This window comes from Rothia sp. CCM 9418 (assembly GCF_048512825.1).
Lineage (GTDB): Bacteria > Actinomycetota > Actinomycetes > Actinomycetales > Micrococcaceae > Rothia.
In genome coordinates, this window is the sequence record NZ_JBLXXX010000002.1 from 229,798 (window position 1) to 255,514 (window position 25,717).

Consider the following 25,717-nt stretch of genomic DNA (forward strand, 5'->3'; position numbering starts at 1 on the left):
TCAACCACAAAAAACTATCCAATGTGATTCACCGTTACAAAGAATCAAGCTGTCAAGGTTTCTACCGCCCCACTTTGAACATCACCTAAAGTTGCGTACCCATGTCTGAGAAAAAAACTTCGCCTCAAGCCCCTTCTTTAAGCGCTCTTGCCGCTACTATTCATCACGCCCCGACCCGTATGAGCAGCTCATCGGCACAAGAGTCACACAAGAACGTTCATCGTTCATCTCGCGGTACAAGTAAATCTGGTGCCCCAAAGAATACACGGCGTTCCCGCCGTTCATCATCGCAGGGGGCAAAGCAGCCACCAAAGCCACGGCGAGTTATTGCACCAGAAAGTATCACCTACCCTGCAGACCTTCCAGTTTGTACGCAACGACAAGAAATCATCGATGCCATTCGCTCTCACCAAGTTGTGATTGTTGCTGGTGAAACTGGTTCAGGTAAAACAACTCAGCTACCTAAAATTTGTTTAGAAATGGGATTAGCAGAATACGGCATGGTCGGTCATACCCAACCACGACGTATTGCAGCGCGCTCGGTAGCAGAGCGTATCGCCGAAGAGTTAGGTGAAGAGCTCGGTCACACCGTCGGTTATCAGGTACGTTTCACCTCACAGGTGAGCGATACTTCTGCCATCAAATTAATGACTGACGGTATCCTCCTTGCAGAGATACATCACGATAAGCTGCTAACAAAGTATTCTGTTATCATCATCGACGAGGCACACGAACGTAGCCTTAACATCGACTTTATCCTCGGGTATCTCAAACAGATTCTTCCCAAACGGCCAGATTTGAAGGTGATTATCACCTCGGCAACTATTGACCCAGAACGTTTTAGCCGACACTTTTGTGCAGAAGAACTCAGCGCCGACGACGAGCTACCCCCTCATGCGCCACCAATTATCGAAGTCTCGGGAAGAACCTACCCTGTTGAAATCAGGTATCGCCCGTTATCAGAAGAGGCAGAACACCCTGACGAAGACTCCGAAGACCTAGCAACAGAAGATAGAGACCCTATCGACGGTATTCTCGACGGCATCGTTGAGCTATCACGTGAAGGGAACGGGGATATCCTCATCTTTTTCGCCGGAGAACGAGAGATTCGAGATGCTCAAGAAGCTATTGAACAGCTTGTCCGTAACACCCCTCAACTGCCCCGCTACGAAGTTTTACCGTTATATGCTCGGCTCTCTTTAACAGAGCAAAATCGTATTTTCCGTACCGGTTCAAAACCTCGTATTGTACTGGCAACAAACGTAGCAGAGACATCGCTAACAGTACCGGGTATCACCTATGTGATTGATACGGGCACGGCAAGAATCTCACGATACTCAGCACGAACTAAAGTGCAGCGTCTGCCCATTGAAAGAATATCGCAGGCGAGCGCACAACAGCGTTCTGGTCGTAGTGGCCGTACCAGTGCCGGTATTGCGATACGTCTCTACTCTGAAGAGGATTTTCTTTCACGCCCAGAATTCACAGACCCCGAGATTCTACGCACTAACCTCGCCGCCGTCATCCTCAATATGAGCGCTATGGGTGTAGTTCAGTCCATTGGGGATATTGAGCGTTTCCCATTTGTCCAGAAACCTGAGAGTCGAGCCATCAACGACGGCGTCGCCTTATTGAGAGAGCTCGGCGCGTTAAGTATGAAACATTCTCATAGCCGACGTCGCGGTTCCTCACCACTGACCGCTATCGGGCGTGCCATGTCTAAGCTTCCTTTAGACCCGCGTTTGAGCCGTATGATAGTTGAAGCTCAAAAACGTGGATGTGCTAAAGAGATGATGGTTCTTGCTGCTGCGTTGACCATTCAAGACCCTCGAGAACGTCCCTACGAACAGCGCGCACAAGCAGATACTTTCCACCGCCGTTTTGTCGACGATAACTCTGATTTTTCCAGTTTCTTACTGTTATGGCAGTATCTGCATGAGCAGCAAGAAGAACTTTCCTCATCACAGTTTAGAAAGCTTTGTCACCGCGAACATATCAACTTTTTGAGAGTTCGAGAATGGCAAGATCTCTTTGCGCAGCTACGCGATATTGCCCAAGAAGCAAAGATTAAGGTCAGCGCTGGGCGCATCATTGAGCCGGCAGCACATGAAGAGAATTTGCACAAGAGTGTTCTTTCGGGTTTGCTCTCTCATATCGGGTTAAAAGATGAGCGCACACGCGGAGAATATCGTGGAGTCAGAGGAACACGTTTCCATATTTTCCCTGCCTCGTCACTATTCTCAAAAAAACCAGAATGGGTGGTTGGTGCAGAACTTGTAGAAACATCAAAACTATGGGCTCGAACCAACGCCAAAATATCCCCAGAATGGGTGGAAGAAGTCGGCTCGCACCTCGTTAAACGACAATATGATGACCCTCATTGGTCAGCTGCTGCTGGTGCCGTCCTCGCTCACGAGAAAGTAACATTACTGGGGTTGCCTATTATTGCTGACCGTAAAGTTCAGTACTCTCGTATTGACCCAGAATTATGTCGCGAGATATTTATTCGCTCAGCACTTGTTGAAGGCGACTGGAAGACACGACATCGTTTCTTCAAACGTAATCAACGCGCTTTAGCCGATATTGAAGAATTAGAGACGCGTCTTCGACGACGAGATTTACGTGTCGATGACCAAGCTCTCTTTGATTTCTACAACCAGCGTATTCCTGCCCATGTGGTCTCAGCACGACATTTTGATCGGTGGTGGAAAGAAGAACGTACTCGCAACGAACACCTTCTCGATTTTTCGACCGACCACCTCATCGACCACGAAGCAGCCGATTACGATGAAAGCCAGTTCCCCCGAACGTGGACCGTCACCACAGACGGTGGTGAGCTACACCTCGATTTACGATATGAGTACGCCCCTCACCCCGTCGATACAGCATCATCTGCGCATACTGATGGTATTGCGGTGCAGATACCGTTACTCTTTTTGAACCAGCTCACCCCAGAACCTTTCCAATGGCTTATTCCCGGTCTTCGTGAAGAACTAGTCACAGCATTAATTCGTTCATTACCAAAACAGATTCGCAAGAATTTTGTTCCAGCACCAGACGTTGCTCGCCAGGTCATAAAACTTTTAGACGAAGAATTTTCTCCGATAGAAGATGTTTTTGACCAGTCCGTGGCGCGGTGTCTTAAACAGTTGCGTTCAGTGCCTGTGCAGCCCGAAGACTTTGATCAGCAGAAGATACCTGAACATCTACGTTTCACGTTCCAGGTGCGTAATCATCAGAACGTTATCGTAGGAGAAGGAAAAGACCTTCTTGCTTTGCAAAGCTCTCTTCATGAACAGGTACGAAACGCGTTAGCCCAGTCATTAGGAGCTAGTGTTGAGGATATTGCGGCACTTACTGCTCTAGGCAAAACGGCTCATACGGTTGCACAATCTTCAGTGCCCAAGCCATCATCACAGAAGAAAGCTGGCGCTGAGAGCCAAGGAGATTCGACAGCTTCTGATAGTTCAGTTCGTGAACGTTCAGGTCTGTTGCACTGGCCAGAAGAAGATTTTCCGCGAACAATAACTCGCACTATTGCAACCCAACAGGTTACGGGGTATCCGGCTCTTACCGATCAGCACAAGAGCGTTGGTTTGCAGATTTTTTCACAGGAGGTGGAGGCCTGCTCCTCACAACGTCAAGCGGTCATACGGCTTCTAAGTCTTGAGTTACCGTCGGTACTTCGTTATGTTAGCGATCATCTTTCGCATCAGGAGAAACTGATTTTTACCCAGAATCCGCACGGTTCGGTAGATCAGTTGGTTCAAGATTGTTTAGCAGCTGCTATCGATTATCTCACCCCAGAAAACCCGCCATGGACGAAAGCTGAGTATCAGATACTTTATGATCGTGTACGAGCCGATTTAATAGATACTGTCTTTGAGGTTACGAAGCTTGTTGCAGATATTCTTCGTGAGTCTACTGCTGTACAGAAAATGTTAAAGAAGGCTACCTCTTTATCGGTCATCCATGCTGTGAGCGATATGAAATCTCAGCAGGAGAATCTTGTTTACCCGGGGTTTGTCGCTCAAACGGGGTATCAGCATTTAGCGCATATTCCGCGCTATCTTCAAGGTATTTCACGCCGTCTTGAAAAGTTAGGGTCTCAGCTACATCGAGATCATCAGCAGATGCTCATTGTACAAGAACTCGAAGATGCCTATGATGAGGCAGTTAAATCTTTACCAGCTGGTACGCACGTTACCCAAGAGTTAAAAGATGTTGGTTGGATGACCGAAGAGCTACGCATCAGTTTCTTTGCACAAAATTTGGGCACAGCATATACGGTCTCCGAAAAACGTATCAAAAAAGCTTTACGTGAGGCGTTAGAAAAATCCTCTCGAAACTAGCTCATCCACGGTTGTACCGGTTCGTGCTGTTCAATGCTGTGGGGTGTGGGTAAAACTAGTGTCAGTTTTACCCACACCCCACAGCATATATGGACGCGAGTTATTTTGCTAAGGCCTCACGTAAGGACTGTGCATGTTGTGCTAGTTCTTCTGGCGGAACGTCACGTTGGATAGCTTCGGGTGAGAAGTCTGCCATGCTATTGGCAGGGTATACGTGAAGGTGAGTATGCGGAACTTCAAAACCAGCAATCATCAAGGCGCTACGTTCTGAGTCAAATACTGTACGTTGAGCTTGTGCAATTTTCTGTGCCACAGCAAAAAGGTGGTTACGTAGACCATCAGGCAAGTCGACCCAATGGTCTATTTCTTCTCGAGGAACGACAAGCGTATGTCCAGGGTTCACTGGTTCAATCGTCAAAAATGCTGCGCATTGGTCATCTTCATAGACGATGTGTCCAGGTAGTTCGCCGGTCATAATTTTTGTAAAGATGGTGGTCATCAGGTGTTCTGCCTTTCTTTGAGCAGTTCGTCAAAACTTTAGGAGATTTCTACGCTCTCTTTGGGTTCAAGTAACGAAAATTCTGTTCCATACCGTGCGGCAAAGTTCTTCGTGTGTGTGCCAATCATGGTTCGACCAGAATCTGCTAACAAAGAATCATGAATCTGGTAGGCACGTGGAGCACGTACTGAAGCCACAAAGTCAATAACCTCACCAATTTTATTCCACGGTGCGTGGATCGGAACAAGGAGCGTTTTAACGTTGACTCCATCAGGAACAACAAAATTGTCACCGGGGTGGTATAAGTTATCGTTGATAAAGTACCCAACGTTGGGAATCATTGGGATGAGCGGATGAATCAACGCATGCTGACCACCAAATGTTTTGATATTAAAACCGTCAAGAGTGATGCTTTCTGCACCAGCTACAGCCTGTATCTGGGAGTTAGGTAGGGTGCGAGACATCTGTTCTGCAACAGGCGCCGGCGCGTAGATACGCACCTCAGGATGTTCTTGAAGATAAGGGTCAACACGTTCAGGGTCATAATGGTCAGGATGCCCGTGGGTAATCAATAAATAGTCGGCGCCCTCGAGAGCTTCAGATACTTCCGAGAAGTTTCCGGGGTCAAGAACTAGTGTTTTTCCTTCGTGTTCAAGACGAACACAAGAATGAGTATATTTCGTAAGTTTCATGTATCCACCCTAATATGAGTGTGCTTTATAGTCTCTCAGATTATTCTAGAGATGGGGATAAATATCGTAATATAGCGTATCTATATCCCCTAGTGTAAGGTGTTGAAAGTATATTTTCGGTGATATGAAGGGCTAGAGCATGATGGCTGAATCTCAGACCGCTAAACCTGAGGTGCGTAATACAAAGCAGCGTCGCATTGTTAAAGCAACGTTAGAGGGCTTAGACGATTTTATCTCAGCCCAAGAATTACATATGCTCATGGTCTCACGTCAAGAGTCTGTTTCTTTAGCAACAACGTACCGTATTTTGCAATCTTTAGCAGAATACGGTGAGGTGGACGTACTCAAAACCGAAGATGGAGAATCTATCTACCGTAAATGCGAAGTAGAGCATCACCATCATCATTTACTCTGCCGCCGTTGTGGTGCTGCAGTTGAGTTAGAAGCGCCTTCTATTGAGGATTGGGCCACAGCTGTCGGTGCACAATACGGTTATACAGATATCGACCATGTTATTGAGGTAACCGGTGTTTGTTCCTCATGCCAGAAGAAAGACCTCCCCTAGCAGAGTTCTCGTTTTATACGATATTTATACCCGTGATGGTACGCTCACGGTTCGACGTCCAGAGCCACTATAACGGCGGCGTACTGCGCTGATAGCACGGCTGACGAGATACAAGATGAAGGAAATGCTTGTAACGTATGGGCTAATCGGTAAAGAGCCAGCAAGCGCAAGCATAATGCCACCAACAATAGATATCTCGGCAAAAAGAATAGATAATGCTAACGCTTTTAACGGGTTAGCGCTTAGTTGCAAAGCTGCAGCAGCAGGAGTAATCAGTAGCGCTAGCACCAGTAGAGACCCTACAATCTGCACAGATAGAGCAACTGCGACTCCTAAAACTAGCATAAAAACCATGGACAAAAATTGCAGTGGTACGCCTTTAGCACGAGCAACGTCAGGGTCTAAAGAAGCAAAGGTGAGAGGCCTCCAGATAGCGATAAGAATACCGATAATAAAGATGGCGCCCACTATCATGTAGTTCAGTTGTGACTCATCAACAGAAACAATTTGTCCGGTCAGAAGAGAAAACTTGTTACCAGAACGTCCAGGGTATAAGGACAAAAATAAGATGCCCATTCCTAACCCAAATGGCATCAATGCACCAATAACGGAGTTTGTACTATGTGTTTTCGAACCGAGTACGCCCATCAATAAGGCAGAGAGTACTGAGCCAACAAGAGATCCGGTGACGACGTTATATCCCAGCAGGAGAAACAGCGCTGCACCGGCGAATGACATTTCAGCGATACCGTGAACGGCGAATGCATGGTCACGCATCATGACGAAGGTGCCAACAAACCCTCCAATGAGTCCTAGTACTGCACCTGCCAGAATAGAAGGCATGAGCAGTTCAACCAGTTCTCCATACCTGTCGAAAACAAAGATTTGTGAGAACAGGGAGGAACTATATGCAAGAGTGGTGATCATGAAAGTTCTCCCGAGTTAGTGCAATGGGTGTGTTCTTCAACGGTTGCCCCTGGCGCATGGTTTTCTCCACCAACGACGATATATCGCCCATTTGTTTTGATGACGCTCACCGGAGTCTGATAGAGGTTGGTCAGCACTTCACTGCGCATGACTTCTTCGACTGTTCCAATCGTAAAACGCCCGTTAGCAAGGTAGAGGACTCTATCAACATGATCAATAATGGGGTTTATTTCGTGGGTTACGAAGATGACAGTCCCTTGCTGTTGGCGATTATATTGGTGGATGAGTTCAGCAACAGCGTATTGATGGTTTAAGTCAAGAGAAAGTAGGGCTTCATCGGCGAGAAGAATTTTTGGGTTATGTGCGAGTGCTTGGGCTATGCGGATACGTTGTTGCTCACCGCCAGAGAGTAGTCCTACGGGAACGTTTGCGTATTCTTCTGCGCCGACAGCTTCTAAAAGTTCTTCGACTCGTGCTTGTACTTTTCGCCGCCCGTGGGTCAGTATTCCCCAACGGTGCCCGTCGATACCTAAACGAACAACGTCACGGGCACGTAACGGGGTGTGTGCCGGCATCATTTTTTGTTGTGGAATATATCCGACGCCGGGGTGTCCGGTGCGTGCTGGGGAACCAAGGATGCTGATTTTTCCTTGGCTGAGGATTTCTAGTCCCAAAACAACTTTGAGGAATGTTGATTTTCCGGAGCCGTTGGGTCCAAGTACTGCAAAGTATTCTCCTTGTTCAACTGTGAGGTCAAGGTCTTTCCAGAGAGTTCTTTGCCCGTAGGAAAGTCCGCCTCCGCGAATGGTGATAGCAGTCTTAGAGGCGGACTTTGTGATGTTGTTGTGCATATTTTTAGGAAGTTAGCGATTCTTTGATGTTCTCAATGTTTTCTTTCATCCAACCTAGGTAGTCTTTCCCTTCAGGTAGGGTTTCGGTGAATGATACATGAGGAATCTGTGCTTCCTGAGCGTCTTTGAGCAGTTCTTCTGTTTGTGGTGAAGAGGTCTGTTCATTATAGGCGAAGAATCCAACCTGTTTTTCTTGGAGTTCTTCTTTAACCTGGTTCATGATTAATGGTGCAATGTCGCTACCGGATTCTACAGCTGAGGTTAGTTCTGAAGGTGTTGCGTCAGAGAATCCTGCCATGGTGAGTAGGTATCCGGGGACAGGTTCTGTTGCAATATATTTTTTGCCTTCAGCATTAATTCCTCGAGTTTGTGAGATGAGTTCTCCCAACTCTGATTTAAATTTTCCGGCTGCTTGGCGGTATTGTTCAGCGTGCTCGGGTGCTTCTTCTGCGAGGTCTTCTGCGATAGCTCCCGCAAGTTTTTGCATGGCCACAAAGTCATACCAGACGTGCTCGTTAAAGTCCCCGTGATGGTGGTGATGGTGTCCGTGCTCGTCGCCGTGTTCGTGGTCATGCTCGTCGCCGTGTTCGTGGGCGTGGTCATCGCCGTGTTCGTGGTCATGCTCGTCGCCGTGTTCGTGGGCGTGGTCATCGCCGTGTTCGTGGTCGTCGCCGTGTTCGTGGTCGTCGCCGTGTTCGTGGTCGTCGCCGTGTTCATCATCTTTATGAAGACCAGAAATCTCAACAGCATTCAGCACTTTCTGATCTTTATCATCTTGACCAGCCATATTTTCAAGGAACTGATCGTAGCCACCACCGTTAAGCACCACCAACTGCGCATCTTTAACACTCAAACGGTCAGCACTAGTTGCCTCATAAGAATGAGGATCCTCGCTCGTTGAGTTAATAAGAGGAGTTACCTCAACAGTATCCCCACCAATACTCTCAACAATATTTGCATACACATCAGTGCTCGTCACAACTTTAATAACGCCTTTTTCGGAGTTCTTCGCCGACTCTTCATTCTTTTCGACGGTGTTTGAGCACGCGCTCAAACTAAGTGACGCAATAGAAAGAAATGCCATTCCTGTCAAAAACTTTTTCATAGTGAAAGCTCCAAACTCTATAAACCTCTGAAAATGGTTCTCATTTAGCATACTCTATTATCAGCTAAACATTGCTCATCACAACGAGTACTACATCACTTTTACTCCCACACCCCTCACCAACATATAGCAAAAGGGGTAAACCACTACTGGTCTACCCCTTAAACTTTTATACCAACTTACGAACGACGCGAAGACATATCACGCTTACGCACATGTTCCTGAGTCGTATCTCTAATCTCACCTACAAGCTGTTCTAAAACATCTTCCAAGAACAACACACCACACGACTCCCTATCTGGAGTCGCAACATGTGCCACATGACAGCTCTTACGTTGCATCACAGCAAGAGCATCATCAATTTCCATCGACGGAGGAACAACCGACATCGGCCGAATAGACCCCCACGGTATAGCCTCCTTACGGCGCTCCCCCACCACTGACAACGCATCTTTAACATGCACATACCCCAGATACGGGCCACCCTCTGACGATTCAATCAAAAACCGAGAATAACCAGTATGAGCAACAGCGCGCTCAATATCTTCAGGAGTACTCGAACGAGGTAACGTCACAACAGCAGAAGGCAGAATCATAATCTCCGAAACCTTCTTCTCAGAAAACTCTAACGCCCCAGAAAGCACACCCGAACCGTCAGCAACAGTTCCTTCAGCCGTCGACTCTGCAACAATATTCTGCAACTCATCCAACGTAAAAGTAGAAGATACCTCGTCCTTCGGCTCAACCTTCATCGCCTTAAGCGCACGGTCTGCAATGCTATTTAAAAACCAGACAATAGGCCCAAAAAGCTTTGAAAACCATACCAAAGGTGGAGCAATCCACAAAGCTACCCCCTCAGCCGCCAACGACACCGCAGCATTCTTAGGAACCATTTCACCAAGAATCACATGCAAAAACGTCACCAACACCAAAGCAAGCAAAAACCCTAAAGTATCCGCCACAGCAAGAGGAACACCCCAATGCTCCAACGGGCCAGCAACCATATGGTGCAAAGCAGGCTCAGAAACGTTAAGAATCAACAACGAACAAACAGTAATACCCAGCTGACAGGTTGCCAACATCAAAGAAACGTTTTCTAACGCATAAAGGACCGTTTGCGCTCGCTTATTACCAGCTTGCGCTAAGGGCTCTACCTGAGAACGACGGGTAGACATAATCGCAAATTCACCGGCAACAAAGAAAGCGTTACCGGCTAAAAGCAGTACTAAAAGCAACATTGCGGTAATATCATTCATTATTTTTTACCCTCGTTAGCAGCTGCCAAAGTAGTTTCACGGTAGGAATCTTGCGGGATAAAACGAATCCGGTCTACTCGCCGCTGTTCCATCGCCTCAATTTTAAAAGAGCCCTGTTCGACAGCAAGACTATCTCCCACTTTGGGGATACGCCCCAGACGATCCATCACATATCCGCCCATCGTTTCGTAGGAGGCGTCGTCCTCGATATGGAGAATGTTAATATACTCGTTGAGTTCGTCCGGTCGAAGTAGCCCCGAGAACAACCAGTCTCCGTTACTGAGCATGAGCGGCCTGTCTTCGGTTTCAAGAAGCTCATGTTCGTCAGATACTTCTCCAACGATTTCTTCGATGAGGTCTTCTAAGGTAGCCATGCCAGCGGTTCCCCCATATTCGTCTAAGACGATAGCTAACTGGAGTGCACCATTGCGTAGCTGTAACAGTAAAGAATCCAGATGAACAGTCTCAGGAACTTGAAGTATATCTTCCATCAAAGTTCCCGCTTGCAGAGTTTCACGAATTTCAAGAGGAACACTTACCGCACGTTTAATGTGAACAACACCCACAACATTATCTTGGTCTCCTCGATAGAGAGGAAAACGCGAGTATCCTGTTTCGCGTGCAGCTTTGACGACGTCAGCAACACTAGCAACGTCTTCTAGCATGACGACTTTACGTCGTGGTGTCATCACGTCTGCAGCGGTGAGTTCAGCAAATGAAAGAGTTTTATCAACAAATCGCGCAGTGTCAGAATCCAATACGCCTTGTTCAGCTGAACGTCGCACCATAGAAGAAAGTTCTTCAGGTGAGCGAGCGCCAGAAAGTTCTTCTTTCGCTTCCATCCCAAAGAGGTGAAGAATTTTATTGGCAGAGCCGTTCATCAACCGCACGAAAGGCGAGATGATTTTGGTGAAAACCAATTGTGCGGGGGCTAATGCGCGAGCCACTTTGTAGGCTTCGGCGATGGCGAGGTTCTTGGGGATGAGTTCTCCGAGAATCATCGAAAGTAAGGTGGCAATGGCCATCGCAAAAATGAGTGTGAGAATATTTGCCAGGCTATCAGGTAATCCCCACGATGAAATGGTGTCAACAACAAGGCTCTTCATCGCGTAGTCAAGTGTGTAGCCAGTAAGCAGTGTCGTGATGGTGATACCAATCTGACAGCTTGAAAGCTGTGTAGAAAGCGATTTGAGGCAACGGAGTACTTTTTCGCCTCCAGAATCACCGCTATCGATTTCTTTTTGTACGGTGGATTGGTCCAGCGCAACGAGGGAAAATTCTACGGCAACAAAGAAACCTGTACCAAGGATTAGTAGAAGCCCTAGTAAGAGTAATATCCACTCCATCTCTAACGCACCACCGGCTTCATTGCACGGGCGCTTTGAGATAGTAGGGCCAGATGATGGGCTTTAAAATATTGGTCGCTCATAGTGTTATATTCCAGCGTGAAAACGTCGGTCATATATCTATGGCGATAACTAGAAGGTTCGTCCATGACACAAGATTCTACCAAAGCAGTTGTCTTAAGATTGTTGAGAACATCCATTCTGTTTCAAAGTGAGAGGTAGCTATCTACTTGAGGAAACAGAGCATACATACACGTTCAATATGCACCAGTTCACATTTTATTGCGAAATGATTAGCGTCAAGGTGGAAAGTTCAGGTAAAAAATTACTAAACTGAGTTGAAGCACACACCACCAAGGTTTTTGGTGGTGCAAGCATCCCACAATACAACAGTGAGAAACCACCACTGACACTTCAAAACCTTTGAGGTTTTAGCGCGAGGCTCTCGCTGCTCTGTATGAAACATGACACTTATGGAAGAGGCGTAGAGACTGTGCCCACACTGCCAGAGCACCACGTGCCCGAAGAATTTGCTGGCAACGAATGGCTCGTAGAAGAGTTGTTTGAACAATACCAGCACGATAAAAACTCAGTATCACAAAGCTGGTGGCCTATTTTTCAGGCAATGCAGGCTGAACAAACGAACACCACCCCAGCTCAAACAACTCAAAAACCAGTAGCACAAGCTCCTGCCGCTACACCATCTCACCCCACACAACGTGCTACAACACCAGCACCAACTGCTTCCCGTCCCACACCTCAAGCAACTAAAAAACTCCCCCATAAGACAACAACTGAACCTGCAAACGACGCCCCCAAAGAGGACAAAGAAGTTCCTTTGCGAGGACCAGCAAAAGCAGTTGTCACCACGATGGAAGAATCGCTAAGCGTCCCAACTGCAACGACGGTTCGAGCAGTGCCAGCAAAGCTTCTGATTGATAACCGTCTGGCCATTAACGAGTACCTTAAAAGAACTCGTGGCGGAAAAATTTCTTTCACGCACATCATCGGTTATGCCGTTATCCGAGCCGCTGTTGCGTTACCTTCAATGAACGTCCTCTACGGAACGAACGATAAAGGTAAGCCTGTTGCTATCCACCCAGCACATATTAATTTTGGTTTAGCCATCGATATTCCTCGCCCTGACGGCTCACGAAACCTCGTCGTACCCAACGTCAAAGGCGCCGAAGAACTTAGCTTCAGCGAATTTTGGGAAGCCTATGACGACATCGTCAAACGAGGTCGTGACGGGCAACTAAGCGTCCAAGATTTTCAAGGCACAACCATCTCATTGACAAACCCCGGCGGTATTGGAACAGTCCATTCTGTGCCACGTCTTTCCAAGGGCCAAGCATGCATTATTGCAGCTGGTGCACTCGATTACCCTGCCGAGTACCGCGGTTCATCAGAAAAAACTATCGCCCAACACGGTGTCTCTAAAATTTTGACCCTTACCTCCACCTATGATCACCGCGTTATTCAAGGTGCCGGTTCAGGTGAATTCCTACGACAGATTGAACACTATCTGCTCGGCGGAGACGGATTCTACGACCAAATCTTTGAAGACCTCCGCATCCCCTTTGAACCAGTTCGTTGGGCAGTAGATAACCAAGTAGACCCTTCAGCGGAAGTATCTAAAGTTGCTCGTATTCAGCAACTCATCCACGCATACCGTGTACGCGGACACCTCATCGCCCAAACTAACCCGCTCGGCTATGAGATGCTCTCACACCCCGACCTACGCATCGAAAATTACGGCCTCACTCTTTGGGATCTTGACCGCATCTGGCCAACAGGCGGTTTTGGCGACAAGGATTCGCTCACTCTACGAACCATTCTCCACCTCCTCCGCGAAGCGTATTGCTCCACGATGGCGGTTGAGTATATGCACATCGAGAACCCACAAGAGCGCCATTGGTTCCAAGACCACCTTGAGCACGGGTACACCAAACCATCACGAGAAGAACAATTCCGTGTTCTTGCGAAGCTCAACGCAGCAGAAGCATTCGAAACGTTCCTTCAAACCAAATACCTTGGGCAGAAGCGTTTCTCTCTCGAAGGTGGAGAGTCACTCATTCCTCTGCTAGATTCTGTCATCTCCGAAGCAGCCAACGCCGGACTCTCTGGTGTTGGTATCGGCATGGCACACCGTGGACGCCTCAACGTTCTCGCAAATATTGCTGGAAAGTCCTACGCACAAATTTTCCGTGAGTTTGATGGGGAGCTTGATCCTCGTCTCAGCGGCAGCTCCGGTGACGTCAAATATCACCTCGGCACCGAAGGCATTTTCAGCTCTGACGACGGTAACCAAACGCAAGTCTATTTAGCAGCCAACCCTTCACACCTTGAAGCCGCAAATACGGTACTTGAAGGCATCGTCCGAGCAAAACAGGATGTTCTTGAAGAACACGGCATCACAGGTTTCCCGGTGCTACCTATTCTCGTGCACGGTGACGCTGCATTTGCTGGTCAAGGTGTTGTGATGGAGACACTACAGATGTCCCAGCTTCAGGGGTATACCACAGGCGGCACGGTTCATATCGTTGTTAATAATCAGATTGGTTTTACCACCTCGCCTGATGATGGACGTACTGCCACCTACTCAACGGATATTGCCCGTATGGTCCAAGCACCTATTTTCCACGTCAATGCAGATGACCCTGAAGCGGTAGTTCGTGCCGGACAAATGGCTTTTGAATACCGCCAGATGTTCCATAAAGATGTTGTTATCGACCTCATCTGTTACCGCCGTCGTGGACATAACGAAGCTGACGACCCGTCAATGACTCAGCCTAAGCTCTACCACGAGATTAATTCTCATGAGTCGACCCGTAAACTCTACACAGAAGCTCTTGTTGGACGTGGAGATATCTCCCATGACGAAGCCGAACGAGTACGTAAAGATTATCAAGACCTTCTCGAACAAATTTTCACGGAAACTCACGCAGCGTTAGCGTCCACAACGCCTTTGGTCACTGCTGATGCGGCAGCAGTATCTAATATTGAACGCCCCGCCGCTCAACAAGGTGAAGATGATGTTCGTGTACCGGGGTCAACTGCTGTTAGCACTGAAGTCATTGAACGTATTGGTGCGTCTTTTGTCGCTTTCCCTGAAGGTTTCACACCTCATAAGAAGCTCAAAAAGCTGATGGAACAGCGTCAAGCGATGGCTACAGACGGTGGTATTAACTGGGGCTTTGGTGAGCTGGCAGCTTTTGGTTCATTGTTGTTAGATGGCGTTGATGTGCGCATGTCTGGTCAAGATGTTCAGCGTGGCACTTTCGTGCAACGACACACTGTCTTACATGATGTGCACAACGATAGTGAATGGAACCCACTACAGCATCTGTCCAGTACACAAGGACGTTTTAGCATCTATAATTCTCTGCTCTCCGAATACGGAGTTCTTGGTTTTGAGTACGGTTATTCGGTAGAACGCCCTGATTCCTTAGTAGTCTGGGAAGCCCAATTTGGTGACTTCGCTAATGGTGCACAAACCATTATTGATGAGTTTGTTAGCTCTGCAGAGCAGAAGTGGGCGCAACGTTCTTCACTCGTATTACTTCTACCGCACGGTTTTGAAGGTCAAGGCCCAGATCATTCTTCGGCACGTCAAGAACGTTATTTGCAACTTTGTGCAGAGAACAATATGACGGTGGCTATTCCTTCAACACCTGCTTCGTACTTCCACCTATTACGGCGTCATGCACTATCTCGCCCGCATAAACCGCTTGTTGTCTTCACGCCAAAACAGCTATTGCGTCTCAAGGCAGCGAACTCTTCGGTGGAAGATTTCACGCAGGGTAGCTTCCAGCCGGTCTTAGCAGATACTGCAGGGTTGAGTCCTCAGGATGTTAAGCGTGTGGTGTTTGTCAGTGGACGTCTCTATTACGATCTTGAAGCAGAACGTGCCCGACGGGCAGACCGCACCACTGCAATTATTCGTGTAGAACAGCTCTATCCTTTGCCGTTAGAAGAGATTCAGGCTCAATTAGCTCAGTATTCTCAGGCAGAAGATATTGTGTGGGCTCAAGATGAACCAGCTAATCAGGGTCAATGGCCGTTTATAGCGTTATACCTGTTGCCAGAGATTGGGTATCGTATGCGGTTGGCTTCTCGTCCAGCTGCTGCGGCTCCTGCTGCTGGTACAGGTAAACGCCATACGGCAGAGCTTGATAGCCTCATCGAAGATGTTTTTGACAGCTAAACATATCTGTCAGTCGATGAGACACGTCCTCAAGGTGTGTTCTGAAGCCTGCAGATAAGTAGCAAAAATGCCATCAGAATAGTATTTTCTGGTGGCATTTTTGTTCTTTTTCAGGTTCTTTTTCTCAACTCACCTCTATTTAGAACACAGAAGTGCGTATAGAGTTTATTCTTAGTAACAAGAGAGTGAACCTCTAAAGAGGTTTACGCCCATAGTTTTGACAGAAAGATTCTTGTGGATCAGCGAAATATTCGATTAGTTGCCGTTGGTGACGACCTCTTAGCTGGCGTAGGCGATCCGCGTGCGCTGGGCTGGTTTGGTCGTGTTCTTGCCCGCACACCTCAGCACACTGCAAAGGTTTCTGCATATAACCTTGCTGCCCCGGGGGAAGGTTCTGAACTGCTTAACGCACGTTGGTTTGATGAAGCTAGCCGTCGTTTTGCTCAAGGTGCAGATAACCGTTTGGTGATTGCACCTTCTACCTACGATATCGACCTTGATATTACAAGTGCGCGAAGCCGTTTGAACTTGGCAAATATGGTAGATATGGCTTCCCAAAACAATGTGAAGGTTTTGGTTGTAGGCCCTCCTCCATCCTTAGATACTGAACGTAACCGTCGTATCGCCGACCTCAACGCTGCGTATGCTGATGTTGTGACCCGCCGCAATCACGTCTACGTTGATACTTTTAACCCACTTTTGCACCATGAGCAGTGGCGTAATGACTTAGCGGCTAATGACGGGCGCCCCGGGCAGTCTGGTTACGGTCTTATTGCGTGGCTTGTCCTTCATCGTGGCTGGTATAACTGGTTGCAACTACCAGAACCTATCTAAACCACGTTATACCCCCCGCTTTTGCCCCCTTGAGAGAATATGTGATGTTCTTTTCCTTAAGAACATTCTTCGCCTGAGGTGCATTTAGCGGTGGAGTATGCCAAAATAGAAAACGGTGTCTCTTGTTGAGACAGGACATAAACACAAGATTTTCTTAAATCATTTGTGTTGAACTTTTATAAGGAGGCTCTCATGAGCAAGCGCGGTCGTAAGCGCAAGGACCGTCGTAAGGGCGGCGCAAACCACGGTAAGCGCCCCAACGCATAAGGTACCTTGATACTTTTCAGCTCCTCAGCTTATTACAAGCTGAGGAGCTGTCGTTTAAGCTGACACAGCAGATACCACTTTCGCGCGGATTTTATTCAGATTTTTCGGAGCATTCAAGGATATGCCCCTGTTTGAGGTTATTGATAGTCCCTAGAATACGAGCTTTTAAATCAGACGGTGCGCTCTGCCGGCAAGAACGTTTCACCACAGAACGAATCACGCACTCAAGATCGTATTCTTGTGCACAATCGTGGCATTCTGCTAAATGATTTTGCAGTTCTTGCAAATCTTCGCAGGAAAGAGCGCCATCAAGGTATTCGTAAATTCTAGTGAGTTTTTCGGAACAAGAAGAGTGAGACATCTTATGCTTCCTTTTGAGTGGGGGTCTTTAAACCTTGGCTATGGGCATATTCGGCGAGAGAGTCTCGCAGGAGTTTACGTCCACGGTGCAAACGAGACATCACTGTTCCCACGGGAGTATTCATAATCTCCGATATCTCTTTGTAGGAGAAACCCTCCACATCGGAGTAGTACACCGCCATACGAAAATCTTCTGGCAGGTTTTGTAATGCGGTAATCACGGCACTATCTGGCAGGTGTTCTAGAGCTTGTGCTTCTGCAGAGAGCAGCCCCGTTGACTGGTGAGAGCTAGCCTTTGCAAGCTGCCAGTCTTCAATAGTGTCACTGTGCGTCTGATACGGTTCACGCTGGCGTTTGCGGTACAAGTTAATATACGTATTGGTCAGAATACGATATAACCAGGCTTTTAGATTGGTGCCATCAGCGTATTGATGGAAAGAAGAGAAAGCTTTAGCATACGTTTCTTGTACGAGGTCTTCAGCGTCAGCAGGATTTCGTGACATTCGTAAAGCGGCAGCATACAGCTGGTCCACATACATCATGGCTTCTCGTTCAAAGCGTACCTTATGCTCTTGAAGATTCCCCTCGCTAGGAGGAGGTGGAGAAGCCGTCGCTTCTGGTGTTATGGGCATGTTCATCAATGACTTTCTGAGTGTGTTGCTCTTTTGTCTCTTTTCTAGCATATCGAGTCACTTTATGACGGAACATTATTTTTATGCGCGTCATTTAGCAGGTATATCACTTCGTGTGCTTAGTATCGTTATGACAGACTTTTAGCAAAACTCGGAAATAATTCCGCTCCAAGGAGGAAAAATGTCTTTTGTACGTCGCCTTGCACGCCCACTTTTGGCATCAAGCTTCATCATCTCCGGTGTTGAGCGTTTACGTGATGCAGACTCAACCGTACACCTCAACCGTGCTCTTGAGCTCAGCTCCAAAGCTGTCCCTCAGCTAGAGTCATTCAAAGGGCAAGAAAAACTAGTTGGACAGGTCATTGCAGGAACACAGGTTGTTGCTGGAACTCTTTTCGCTCTCGGCAAGTTCCCTCGCCTATCCTCCGTGACTCTTCTGGGCACCGGCATCCTTAACGCATACGTTGAATACCAAGCAACAGAAGCAAACTCTTCAGAAGAACGTGCTTCTCGCCGCCGCCACGCACTCACCAATGGTTCTCTTCTTGGTGCTATCGCTATTGCAGCAGTAGACCGCGATGGCAACCCCTCCCTCGCATGGCGCGCTAACCAGCTCAGCGAAAAAATGGCAAAGAAATCTGAAAAGATTTCTGCTGATGTTCGTGAACGCACCGAAGAATTCCTCAACAACTAAACTCTAAACTTTTTCATAAAATGTACCTCGCCTCACCGTAGGTGAGGTACATTCCGTTAAACGAACATCCCCCCCCCCGTTCAACAGGCAGTGGTATTTAGCATGAACCTGCGTAGAATGGTGAAGACAGGTTTGAAGAATATCACCAGCCCCATCCATAGCATGAGCTATTCTTCTATCAACAATTGTTAACGAAAGTGTGTCTGTGACTGAGAAAAACATCCCCGGTACGTCTTCAGAATCTCCTCATATCTGGAACGCCCCCTACGGTGGTTCTCATCCGCACGCCCAAGCAACCGTTGCCATCCCCGGTTCTAAATCTCTTACCAACCGTTACCTCCTTCTGGCAGCAATAGCAGACTCCCCCAGCACTCTTCGAGCGCCCCTTCATTCTCGTGACTCCGCACTGATGATTGCGGCACTCGAACAATTAGGCGCCAAATTCGAAGAAATTGCAACAGACTCCCCTTTCGGCCCAGACTTGCACGTCACCCCCATCAACTTTTCTAGCACTACACCCTGCCACAAAAATATTGATGTCGGTTTAGCCGGCACCGTCATGCGTTTTGTTCCACCATTAGCTGCGCTGCTATCTGGTTCCTTCTCTTTTGACGGTGACCCGCATGCACGCAAACGCCCCATGGCACCTGTTATCGAAGCGTTACGCTCTCTCGGTGTCAGAGTAGAAGACAACGGCACTAACGCGTTACCTTTTACCGTGCACGCCACCGGAGATATTCACGAACAAAACCTCCATATCGACGCCTCCTCCTCTTCACAATTTGTCTCCGCATTGCTCCTTGTCGCATGCCGTTTCACTCATGGGTTACGTCTTGAACACTCCGGTGCTTCACTTCCATCAATACCTCATATTCAAATGACCGTTGAAACCCTCAAAAATGTTGGTGTTAACGTCGAATACCAAGAACCAGCAGCATGGATTGTTAAAGCAGGATCATTTGCAGGTTTTGATGTTCTCATCGAACCAGACCTTTCTAATGCTGGGCCTTTCCTCGCTGCAGCAGCAGTTCTCGGAACACAGGTTGCTATCCCGCATTGGCCTAACAAAACCACCCAAGTCGGGGCGCACTGGCAAGAAATTCTTCCCCTCTTTGGTGCAAAAACAAGGCTTCAGGAAGGCACTCTCATCGCCCAAGGCACACCACAATTTATTGCCAACGATCACTCTGAACTAACAATTGACCTATCACATGCCGGTGAACTAGCACCCACAGTTGCCGCTTTGTGTGCACTTCGCCCAGGAACAAGCGCGCTACACGGTATTGCACACCTAAGAGGTCATGAAACCGACCGGTTAGCAGCTCTCGTCACCGAAATTAACCGTGCTGGTGGTTCTGCAACAGAACTACCCAACGGAATACGCATCCACGAACCCATCCATGAACCTGCGCTCATCCACAGCTATGACGACCACCGTATGGCAACAACCGGCGCAATCTTTGGGTTAGCGGTTAAAGGTACACAAGTGCATAACATCCAAACCACAGCAAAAACACTCCCCGACTTTGCGTCCATGTGGCACAACATGCTTGAAGAATTTGCCCAAGAGGTGAAACGCAATGGCTAAAGAATACCGCACAAGCTGGGACGAACACGCGGTACGTATCCGCCCCAATAAAAAGGGTTCCCGCCCACGTACCAAAGAACGCCCCAAATATGAGGACGCGATGATTGGTCGTATCATCACCGTAGACCGTGGACGGTACACCGCCATAGTTGATGAAGGCACCACACAAGAACGTTCAGTACTTGCAGTACGAGCTAAACAATTACACCGTCAAGCGATCGTTGTAGGCGACAGGGTTGCCCTCGTCGGTGATACCTCCGGCCATGAAGGGACGCTTGCACGTCTTGTTCGCATTGAAGAACGCGACACCGTACTACGTCGTAGCGCAGACGACACAGACCCCTATGAGCGAGTTGTGGTCGCAAATGCCACCCAACTCATTATTGTTGTTGCAGCAGCAAACCCCGAACCTCGCACAGGCTTTATTGACCGTTCTATTGTTGCCGCATTCGATGCAGGTATCACGCCCATCCTGTGCATCACAAAAACTGATGTGAAGCATCCGCAAGAAATTCTTGACTACTACGCTCACACCTCATTAAAGATTATGCTTTCAGGCTCTTCTGATGGTCTAGCACCTAGCGAAGAAAACGCCCAAGGGCTCGATACAACGTTGATTGAACCTCTCACACAGGTTTTAGACGAACATGTCTCCGTGCTTTTGGGTCATTCTGGTGTCGGTAAATCTACACTTGTTAATGCTCTCACCGGCGCCCAGCGAGACACTGGGCATGTTAACGCGGTAACAGGGCGAGGGCGACATACCTCATCCTCAGCTTTAGCATTACGACCTTCACAGTCTTCAGAAGGTACGTGGATTATTGATACCCCCGGTATTCGCTCTTTCGGGTTGGCACATATTCCCGCTGAAAATATTGTGTCAGCCTTTGAAGATTTATCGCCAGCGAGCGCCCACTGCCCTAAAGGTTGCACCCACGGTTATGATGCTACAGAGTGCGCTATAGCAGAATACGTCCAACAGGGGCATGCTGGTGAAGCGGGTGAGGCTCGCCTTGAGTCTCTTCGGAAGCTTCTTGGTGTTGCAGAAGATTCTTCTGCAAACGCCGATAAAGAACTTGGCGTTGTGTACTAACAGTCTCTTCTCAGAAAGACAGAATTTTTATGGCTAATGTTTCTTATACTGACGATTTGCGTTTAGCGCATATCCTCGCCGATAGTGTTGATAGGTTGACGCTGTCACGTTTTCAGGCTCATGATTTTACCGTTGAGACAAAACCTGACCTTACACCGGTAACCGACGCAGACCGTGAAGCAGAGCAGCTGATTCGTTCTCAGCTTTCTCGTGTGCGCACTCGTGATGCTGTTCTGGGTGAAGAATTTGGTCAGAGCGGTTCGTCCCCTCGCCAGTGGGTTATTGACCCTATTGATGGGACAAAGAACTTTGTGCGTGGGGTGCCAGTATGGGCGACACTGATTGCTCTGATTGATCAGGGGGAGCCGGTGGTTGGTGTTGTTTCTGCGCCTGCATTGCAACGACGCTGGTGGGCTGCACGCGGTACAGGTGCTTATACGGGGCGTTCGTTAGCGAAGGCTACCCCGATTAAAGTGTCGCAAGTATCGACTCTTGCCGATGCGTCGTTCTCGTATTCTTCGATGACGGGGTGGAAAGAAGCCGGCAAACGCGAAAAGTTCCTTGAACTCACTGATACGGTGTGGCGTACCCGCGCCTATGGTGATTTTTGGTCGTATTGTATGGTTGCCGAGGGCGCTGTCGATATTGCTGCCGAGCCAGAACTCAACCTCTATGATATGGCGGCACTTGTGCCTATTGTGCAAGAAGCTGGTGGGCGGTTTACCTCTTTAGAAGGTGTTGATGGCCCATTTGGTGGTAATGCGATGGCGACGAACTCTCTCTTACATGATGAGGCGTTGAAATATTTAGGTACACAATAGTCTTTAGACAATACGTTCTAACACATGTACGCCATCTTAAAAAGAACACCTGCTGTTACCCTCTCATTGATGGGGAATAACAGCAGGTGTTCTTTATGCATATGAGGTTATAGGTCTTGTGACGAGTCGTCATAGCTTTCGCAAATAATTTCGTCCACGCTACCAGGCTCGACGTTATCGCAGTCTGGGTCAAGGTTTCCTAGCTCTGGGAAGACAATCAAGAAGATCGTCGTGCAAATCGCTGAAAGGATGGCGAATCCTAACCCAAGGTTCGCGTAAAGTTTTGATTTGCTTCGATAATATGCTGTTTGCGGACGCTGCTTAAACCGTTTAAACGCAATCGTTGCATAGATAGTTGCAACGATGCACGGAATATAAGCTAGACCGCTTGCACCAAGAAGCATAAAGGTTAGCACCAGCGCAAAAACACCACTGGTGAGCGATACTACAGCCGGAAAATATGAGATTCCGCGCTTGTCCGCAGGGTGCGCACCGTAGGGTCGCCGGTATTGTTCTGGTACTTGGTATTCTTCGGGCACATCACCTAACCGTGGTGCACCATACACAGGCTCTGCCGGTGCTGGTGGAACAGTATTCTCAGGTTGTGGTGTGTTCTGGTCGGTAGCTACGTTCATCAGTGCCCTTCCCCTGCTTTCCGACATGTACGATAAGTCGTCTAGCAATCATTTTTCTTTGAAACCATTTAACCACACTCCATAACCAGCAAACCAGAACTAGACGAAGTTTTATCTGGTCAGATGAGTCCTGACAACGGTTCTCTCTTCATCAACACTGCTCCACGTAGTAAGAACATACATAAACCTTAGGCTCAACAGCACCCTATCAAAACACTTATTAAGTATGAAGCACTGTAAGACTTTCCTAACTAGCATCCTTCCATAAAACACCTTAGAGTTCGATATATCAGATACACTGCGACAACGAAAAGGTGACCCACCATGTTCCTTGCATGGAAAGAAATCATTCACGAGAAGAAGCACTTCGCACTCATCACCATCATGATTACGCTCATTGGAGTACTCGTCTTCTTCCTCACTGGATTAGCAATCGGCCTACAATCTGCCATGTCCCAAGGCGTCACCAACCTCAAAGCAGAAAACATCCTTCTCTCCCAAGACTCCAACCAGAATATTCAAGCATCTCTCATACCAGAAGACACACTCAACGACGTCAAAACCTTCAAATCCGCTCCCCTAGGCTTCGGCGCACTCACGCTCAATCACAACGGCCAACAGACCAGCGCCACCGTCTTCGCCATCAACCCAACAGACTTCACCGCCCCAACCATCACAAAAGGGCGCATGTTTAACGCCCCGTGTGAGATAATCGTCGACGACTCGCTCATTCGAAAAGGCTACCAACTTAACGACATCATCTACGCACCCCAACATGACGAGCCATTTACCATCGTCGGATTCACCCACCACGCCACCTACGCGACAGCCCCCATCGTCTATATGAGCATCCCTGACTGGCAAGACACCGGAATACAATACCAAGGCACCATTTCTGCCATCGCCACTACCGAAAATATCAGTACTACAACCCTTGCTCATACAAAGCTCAGCTCACAAACACTCCCAGAATTTATCAAATCTATTCCCGGCGTTACCGCACAAAACCTCACCTTTGGGATGATGATTAGCGCGCTCGTCCTCGTGTCAGCTGTGATTCTCGGAATCTTTATCTACGTACTAACTCTGCAAAAGAAACACCTTTTTGGGGTCATGAAAACACAAGGAGTTAGCAATTCTGTGATTGGATGGTCCGTTATCTGGCAAACCCTCATCCTTGCCGTTACAGGCTCAACCGTTGCCGGATTACTCGTCGTCATCATCGGGCTAGCACTACCAGAAGCAGTGCCATTCACTATCCCATGGTTACTCTTCACCGCAGTTGGTGCGATGATGGTGTTCTTTAGTCTGTTGGGGGCATTATTCTCCGTCCGAACAGCCACCGCCATCGACCCACTCCTCGCACTCAAATAGGAGAACAACCATGAACCCAACGCACCATACAACCAGCAACACAACGCCTGAGCATAACGTCATCATCCAACTCAAAGACGTCTACAAGACCTTTACACAAGGTGACGAAACTATATACGCACTCAACAGCACCAACTTCACCGCCCGCCGAGGAGAATTTATTGCACTCCTCGGCCCCTCCGGCTCCGGAAAATCCACACTGCTCACCCTCATTGGTGGATTACAACAACCCACCGGCGGAAGCATCCACATCGACGGCACAGAACTCAACAGCCTCAACGAAAAAGAACGCGCACACACCCGACTCAAAACCATCGGATTCGTCCTACAATCATCAAACCTTATCCCCTACCTCACCGTCAACGACCAACTAACGCTTTTCGACCGCATCGCAAAAACACGCAACACCGCAGGATACACACAAGCTGACAAAGACGAACTCCTTGAAACCCTCGGCATTCTGCACATCAAAAACAAATACGAAACAAAACTATCCGGCGGTGAAAAACAACGCGCAGCAATAGCACGCGCACTCTACGCACAACCAGCAGTCATCCTCGCCGACGAACCAACGGCCGCCCTCGACACCAAAAAAGCATATGAAGTAGCAGCACTACTCAAAGAACAAGCACAAGAACACAACACCTGCATTATCATGGTCACCCACGACGAACGCCTCACCCAGCACGTAGACACCGTCTACAGAATGGAAGATGGAATCCTTAATAGAGAGTAGAGAAGAGAAGATAATGCAAACAAAAGATTCCTAGAAGTTAGAACTGTACCTCGAAAGTTCGGGTTACAGCCTTAAGGCAACAAACCTAGATATTTATACAACTAATTTTTAACAATCTTTGTCTAATTCGAGACTTCCAGTCTAGAATAATCCGCAACAAGAGTCGTAATATGGCAGGCTCTAGTCATCATCGACTCATAGGCAAATGTAACACCAGAACCCCATCTTCTAGTCGTGGCTAAAGTTAAACCGCCATACCGACTGGAGCGTTCCAGGTACTAAGCATCCCCAAAGTTCAGCGCGAAACGCTACGTCGTGGTGCGCTAGGTCGCGGAATAAGCCGGCTCACAGCACGTATAACAGTAACAGCTTTTTAGCATACCGCCCCTATCATCGGTTTCTAGCGCTAGCCGGAGCGCTTCCGCGCTGTTGGCGTGGATGTCATCTCACTAGTAGTTAGAATCTCACCAGAGTAAATGACGGATTGTGGACGGTCCTAGTCATTTCAAAAGCTAGATAGTGCCGAGATTGTTGATTAAAACTACAAAAATAAGGGATTTTACACTATTATATGATTGCCGGAGTCGGTTGAAAGCGCCACCCCTCCGAGGGGTGAATGCACTTTGCACTATCCAAATCTAGCTAAAGGAAACTGCTATGAGCCTACGACGCTTTCGCCGGTATCGAAGTCGTAGAACTTGAGAAGATGATGACGCCCCTTCGAAGCTGCTGCTTCATCGGGCTTTTCTTTATGCAATAGTTGCTTTGCTGAGTCTTGATTTCTTCCTGCAACGTTCACATCCACAGCTGGTGCAACAGCAAACCGTCCGGTCTGCCTTCTTTTTTTCGTCGGCAAACCAAATACCTAAGAGATTACTGGTCG

The 25,717-nt window shown here is 48.0% G+C and carries 23 protein-coding genes; 11 read left to right on the forward strand and 12 right to left on the reverse strand.

Going from position 1 to position 25,717, the window contains the following annotated elements; genetic code table 11:
• Positions 1-101 precede the first annotated feature (101 nt).
• Complete coding sequence (hrpA, locus tag ACN083_RS03785) at positions 102-4,352, forward strand: ATP-dependent RNA helicase HrpA (RefSeq protein WP_419101489.1); 4,251 nt, start codon at positions 102-104, stop codon at positions 4,350-4,352.
• 100 nt (positions 4,353-4,452) lie between these two features.
• Here the strand turns inward: hrpA and ACN083_RS03790 are convergent, their stop codons facing one another.
• Both ACN083_RS03790 and ACN083_RS03795 read right to left on the reverse strand, forming a co-directional pair.
• Positions 4,453-4,851, reverse strand: coding sequence for an HIT family protein (locus ACN083_RS03790; RefSeq protein ID WP_419101490.1), 399 nt, complete (start codon positions 4,849-4,851; stop codon positions 4,453-4,455).
• 38 nt (positions 4,852-4,889) lie between these two features.
• Complete coding sequence (locus ACN083_RS03795) at positions 4,890-5,543, reverse strand: MBL fold metallo-hydrolase (RefSeq protein WP_419101491.1); 654 nt, start codon at positions 5,541-5,543, stop codon at positions 4,890-4,892.
• Positions 5,544-5,682: 139 nt separating this feature from the next.
• Between ACN083_RS03795 and ACN083_RS03800 the strand changes: the two genes are divergently transcribed.
• Complete coding sequence (locus ACN083_RS03800; protein ID WP_419101492.1) at positions 5,683-6,108, forward strand: Fur family transcriptional regulator; 426 nt, start codon at positions 5,683-5,685, stop codon at positions 6,106-6,108.
• Positions 6,109-6,132: 24 nt separating this feature from the next.
• On the opposite strand, the gene ACN083_RS03805 is transcribed toward ACN083_RS03800, so the two are convergent.
• From ACN083_RS03805 to ACN083_RS03830, 6 genes are all read right to left on the reverse strand, one after another.
• On the reverse strand, positions 6,133-7,035 hold the full coding sequence (locus tag ACN083_RS03805) for a metal ABC transporter permease (RefSeq protein ID WP_419101493.1): 903 nt from the start codon (positions 7,033-7,035) through the stop codon (positions 6,133-6,135).
• Complete coding sequence (locus ACN083_RS03810) at positions 7,032-7,886, reverse strand: metal ABC transporter ATP-binding protein (protein ID WP_419101494.1); 855 nt, start codon at positions 7,884-7,886, stop codon at positions 7,032-7,034. Before ACN083_RS03810 ends, ACN083_RS03805 begins: the two co-directional genes overlap by 4 nt.
• Before the next feature lie 4 nt (positions 7,887-7,890).
• Complete coding sequence (locus ACN083_RS03815; protein WP_419101495.1) at positions 7,891-8,991, reverse strand: metal ABC transporter solute-binding protein, Zn/Mn family; 1,101 nt, start codon at positions 8,989-8,991, stop codon at positions 7,891-7,893.
• Positions 8,992-9,170: 179 nt separating this feature from the next.
• Positions 9,171-10,247 carry a hemolysin family protein gene (locus ACN083_RS03820; protein WP_419101496.1) on the reverse strand — a complete coding sequence of 359 codons (1,077 nt, stop codon included), beginning with the start codon at positions 10,245-10,247 and terminating at the stop codon, positions 9,171-9,173.
• Entirely contained in the window at positions 10,247-11,593 is a 1,347-nt protein-coding gene (locus tag ACN083_RS03825) for a hemolysin family protein (protein ID WP_419101497.1), read from the reverse strand. Before ACN083_RS03825 ends, ACN083_RS03820 begins: the two co-directional genes overlap by 1 nt.
• A 2-nt stretch (positions 11,594-11,595) precedes the next feature.
• Complete coding sequence (locus ACN083_RS03830) at positions 11,596-11,742, reverse strand: hypothetical protein (protein ID WP_419101498.1); 147 nt, start codon at positions 11,740-11,742, stop codon at positions 11,596-11,598.
• A gap of 344 nt (positions 11,743-12,086) precedes the next feature.
• On the opposite strand from ACN083_RS03830, the gene ACN083_RS03835 reads away from it, so the two are divergent.
• The 3 genes from ACN083_RS03835 (at position 12,087) to ACN083_RS03845 (ending at position 16,901) form a co-directional block, all read left to right on the forward strand.
• Entirely contained in the window at positions 12,087-15,800 is a 3,714-nt protein-coding gene (locus ACN083_RS03835; protein WP_419101499.1) for a multifunctional oxoglutarate decarboxylase/oxoglutarate dehydrogenase thiamine pyrophosphate-binding subunit/dihydrolipoyllysine-residue succinyltransferase subunit, read from the forward strand.
• 234 nt (positions 15,801-16,034) lie between these two features.
• Positions 16,035-16,634 carry a GDSL-type esterase/lipase family protein gene (locus ACN083_RS03840; protein WP_419101500.1) on the forward strand — a complete coding sequence of 200 codons (600 nt, stop codon included), beginning with the start codon at positions 16,035-16,037 and terminating at the stop codon, positions 16,632-16,634.
• Between the two features lie 192 nt (positions 16,635-16,826).
• The gene (locus ACN083_RS03845; RefSeq protein WP_095343185.1) at positions 16,827-16,901 is read left to right on the forward strand and encodes a 50S ribosomal protein bL37; all 75 of its coding nucleotides are present in this window, start codon (positions 16,827-16,829) and stop codon (positions 16,899-16,901) included.
• Positions 16,902-16,992: 91 nt separating this feature from the next.
• Here the strand turns inward: ACN083_RS03845 and rsrA are convergent, their stop codons facing one another.
• Together rsrA and ACN083_RS03855 are read right to left on the reverse strand one after the other, a co-directional pair.
• A complete protein-coding gene (gene rsrA, locus ACN083_RS03850; protein WP_419101501.1) occupies positions 16,993-17,262 on the reverse strand; it encodes a mycothiol system anti-sigma-R factor in 270 nt (89 codons plus the stop codon).
• A gap of 1 nt (position 17,263) precedes the next feature.
• Entirely contained in the window at positions 17,264-17,893 is a 630-nt protein-coding gene (locus ACN083_RS03855; protein ID WP_419101502.1) for a sigma-70 family RNA polymerase sigma factor, read from the reverse strand.
• 181 nt (positions 17,894-18,074) lie between these two features.
• On the opposite strand from ACN083_RS03855, the gene ACN083_RS03860 reads away from it, so the two are divergent.
• The 4 genes from ACN083_RS03860 to hisN all read left to right on the forward strand — a co-directional run bounded on the left by ACN083_RS03860 (position 18,075) and on the right by hisN (position 22,089).
• The gene (locus ACN083_RS03860; RefSeq protein ID WP_419101503.1) at positions 18,075-18,587 is read left to right on the forward strand and encodes a DoxX family protein; all 513 of its coding nucleotides are present in this window, start codon (positions 18,075-18,077) and stop codon (positions 18,585-18,587) included.
• A 205-nt stretch (positions 18,588-18,792) separates the two neighbouring features.
• A complete protein-coding gene (aroA, locus tag ACN083_RS03865; protein WP_419101504.1) occupies positions 18,793-20,175 on the forward strand; it encodes a 3-phosphoshikimate 1-carboxyvinyltransferase in 1,383 nt (460 codons plus the stop codon).
• Positions 20,168-21,268 carry a ribosome small subunit-dependent GTPase A gene (gene rsgA, locus ACN083_RS03870; RefSeq protein WP_419101505.1) on the forward strand — a complete coding sequence of 367 codons (1,101 nt, stop codon included), beginning with the start codon at positions 20,168-20,170 and terminating at the stop codon, positions 21,266-21,268. Before aroA ends, rsgA begins: the two co-directional genes overlap by 8 nt.
• Positions 21,269-21,297: 29 nt before the next feature.
• Complete coding sequence (gene hisN / locus ACN083_RS03875; RefSeq protein WP_419101506.1) at positions 21,298-22,089, forward strand: histidinol-phosphatase; 792 nt, start codon at positions 21,298-21,300, stop codon at positions 22,087-22,089.
• Between the two features lie 107 nt (positions 22,090-22,196).
• Here the strand turns inward: hisN and ACN083_RS03880 are convergent, their stop codons facing one another.
• Positions 22,197-22,724 carry a hypothetical protein gene (locus ACN083_RS03880; protein ID WP_419101507.1) on the reverse strand — a complete coding sequence of 176 codons (528 nt, stop codon included), beginning with the start codon at positions 22,722-22,724 and terminating at the stop codon, positions 22,197-22,199.
• 324 nt (positions 22,725-23,048) lie between these two features.
• Here ACN083_RS03880 and ACN083_RS03885 point away from each other — a divergent pair, with 324 nt between their 5' ends.
• Together ACN083_RS03885 and ACN083_RS03890 are read left to right on the forward strand one after the other, a co-directional pair.
• Complete coding sequence (locus tag ACN083_RS03885; RefSeq protein WP_419101508.1) at positions 23,049-24,098, forward strand: ABC transporter permease; 1,050 nt, start codon at positions 23,049-23,051, stop codon at positions 24,096-24,098.
• A 10-nt stretch (positions 24,099-24,108) separates the two neighbouring features.
• Entirely contained in the window at positions 24,109-24,834 is a 726-nt protein-coding gene (locus tag ACN083_RS03890) for an ABC transporter ATP-binding protein (protein WP_419101509.1), read from the forward strand.
• Between the two features lie 655 nt (positions 24,835-25,489).
• On the opposite strand, the gene ACN083_RS03895 is transcribed toward ACN083_RS03890, so the two are convergent.
• Complete coding sequence (locus ACN083_RS03895) at positions 25,490-25,690, reverse strand: hypothetical protein (protein ID WP_419101510.1); 201 nt, start codon at positions 25,688-25,690, stop codon at positions 25,490-25,492.
• Positions 25,691-25,717 lie beyond the last annotated feature (27 nt).

Excerpts from the sequence above, each read along its gene's own strand:
- rsgA (WP_419101505.1), top strand. The coding sequence starts at position 20,168 with ATGGCTAAAGAATACCGCACAAGCTGGGACGAACACGCGGTACGTATC.
- ACN083_RS03855 (WP_419101502.1), bottom strand. The coding sequence starts at position 17,893 with ATGCCCATAACACCAGAAGCGACGGCTTCTCCACCTCCTCCTAGCGAG.
- ACN083_RS03885 (WP_419101508.1), top strand. The coding sequence starts at position 23,049 with ATGTTCCTTGCATGGAAAGAAATCATTCACGAGAAGAAGCACTTCGCA.
- ACN083_RS03790 (WP_419101490.1), bottom strand. The coding sequence starts at position 4,851 with ATGACCACCATCTTTACAAAAATTATGACCGGCGAACTACCTGGACAC.
- ACN083_RS03860 (WP_419101503.1), top strand. The coding sequence starts at position 18,075 with ATGTCTTTTGTACGTCGCCTTGCACGCCCACTTTTGGCATCAAGCTTC.
- ACN083_RS03890 (WP_419101509.1), top strand. The coding sequence starts at position 24,109 with ATGAACCCAACGCACCATACAACCAGCAACACAACGCCTGAGCATAAC.
- ACN083_RS03800 (WP_419101492.1), top strand. The coding sequence starts at position 5,683 with ATGATGGCTGAATCTCAGACCGCTAAACCTGAGGTGCGTAATACAAAG.
- ACN083_RS03830 (WP_419101498.1), bottom strand. The coding sequence starts at position 11,742 with ATGGACGAACCTTCTAGTTATCGCCATAGATATATGACCGACGTTTTC.
- rsrA (WP_419101501.1), bottom strand. The coding sequence starts at position 17,262 with ATGTCTCACTCTTCTTGTTCCGAAAAACTCACTAGAATTTACGAATAC.
- ACN083_RS03820 (WP_419101496.1), bottom strand. The coding sequence starts at position 10,247 with ATGAATGATATTACCGCAATGTTGCTTTTAGTACTGCTTTTAGCCGGT.
- ACN083_RS03815 (WP_419101495.1), bottom strand. The coding sequence starts at position 8,991 with ATGAAAAAGTTTTTGACAGGAATGGCATTTCTTTCTATTGCGTCACTT.
- hrpA (WP_419101489.1), top strand. The coding sequence starts at position 102 with ATGTCTGAGAAAAAAACTTCGCCTCAAGCCCCTTCTTTAAGCGCTCTT.
- ACN083_RS03805 (WP_419101493.1), bottom strand. The coding sequence starts at position 7,035 with ATGATCACCACTCTTGCATATAGTTCCTCCCTGTTCTCACAAATCTTT.
- ACN083_RS03880 (WP_419101507.1), bottom strand. The coding sequence starts at position 22,724 with ATGAACGTAGCTACCGACCAGAACACACCACAACCTGAGAATACTGTT.
- ACN083_RS03795 (WP_419101491.1), bottom strand. The coding sequence starts at position 5,543 with ATGAAACTTACGAAATATACTCATTCTTGTGTTCGTCTTGAACACGAA.
- hisN (WP_419101506.1), top strand. The coding sequence starts at position 21,298 with ATGGCTAATGTTTCTTATACTGACGATTTGCGTTTAGCGCATATCCTC.
- ACN083_RS03810 (WP_419101494.1), bottom strand. The coding sequence starts at position 7,886 with ATGCACAACAACATCACAAAGTCCGCCTCTAAGACTGCTATCACCATT.
- ACN083_RS03825 (WP_419101497.1), bottom strand. The coding sequence starts at position 11,593 with ATGGAGTGGATATTACTCTTACTAGGGCTTCTACTAATCCTTGGTACA.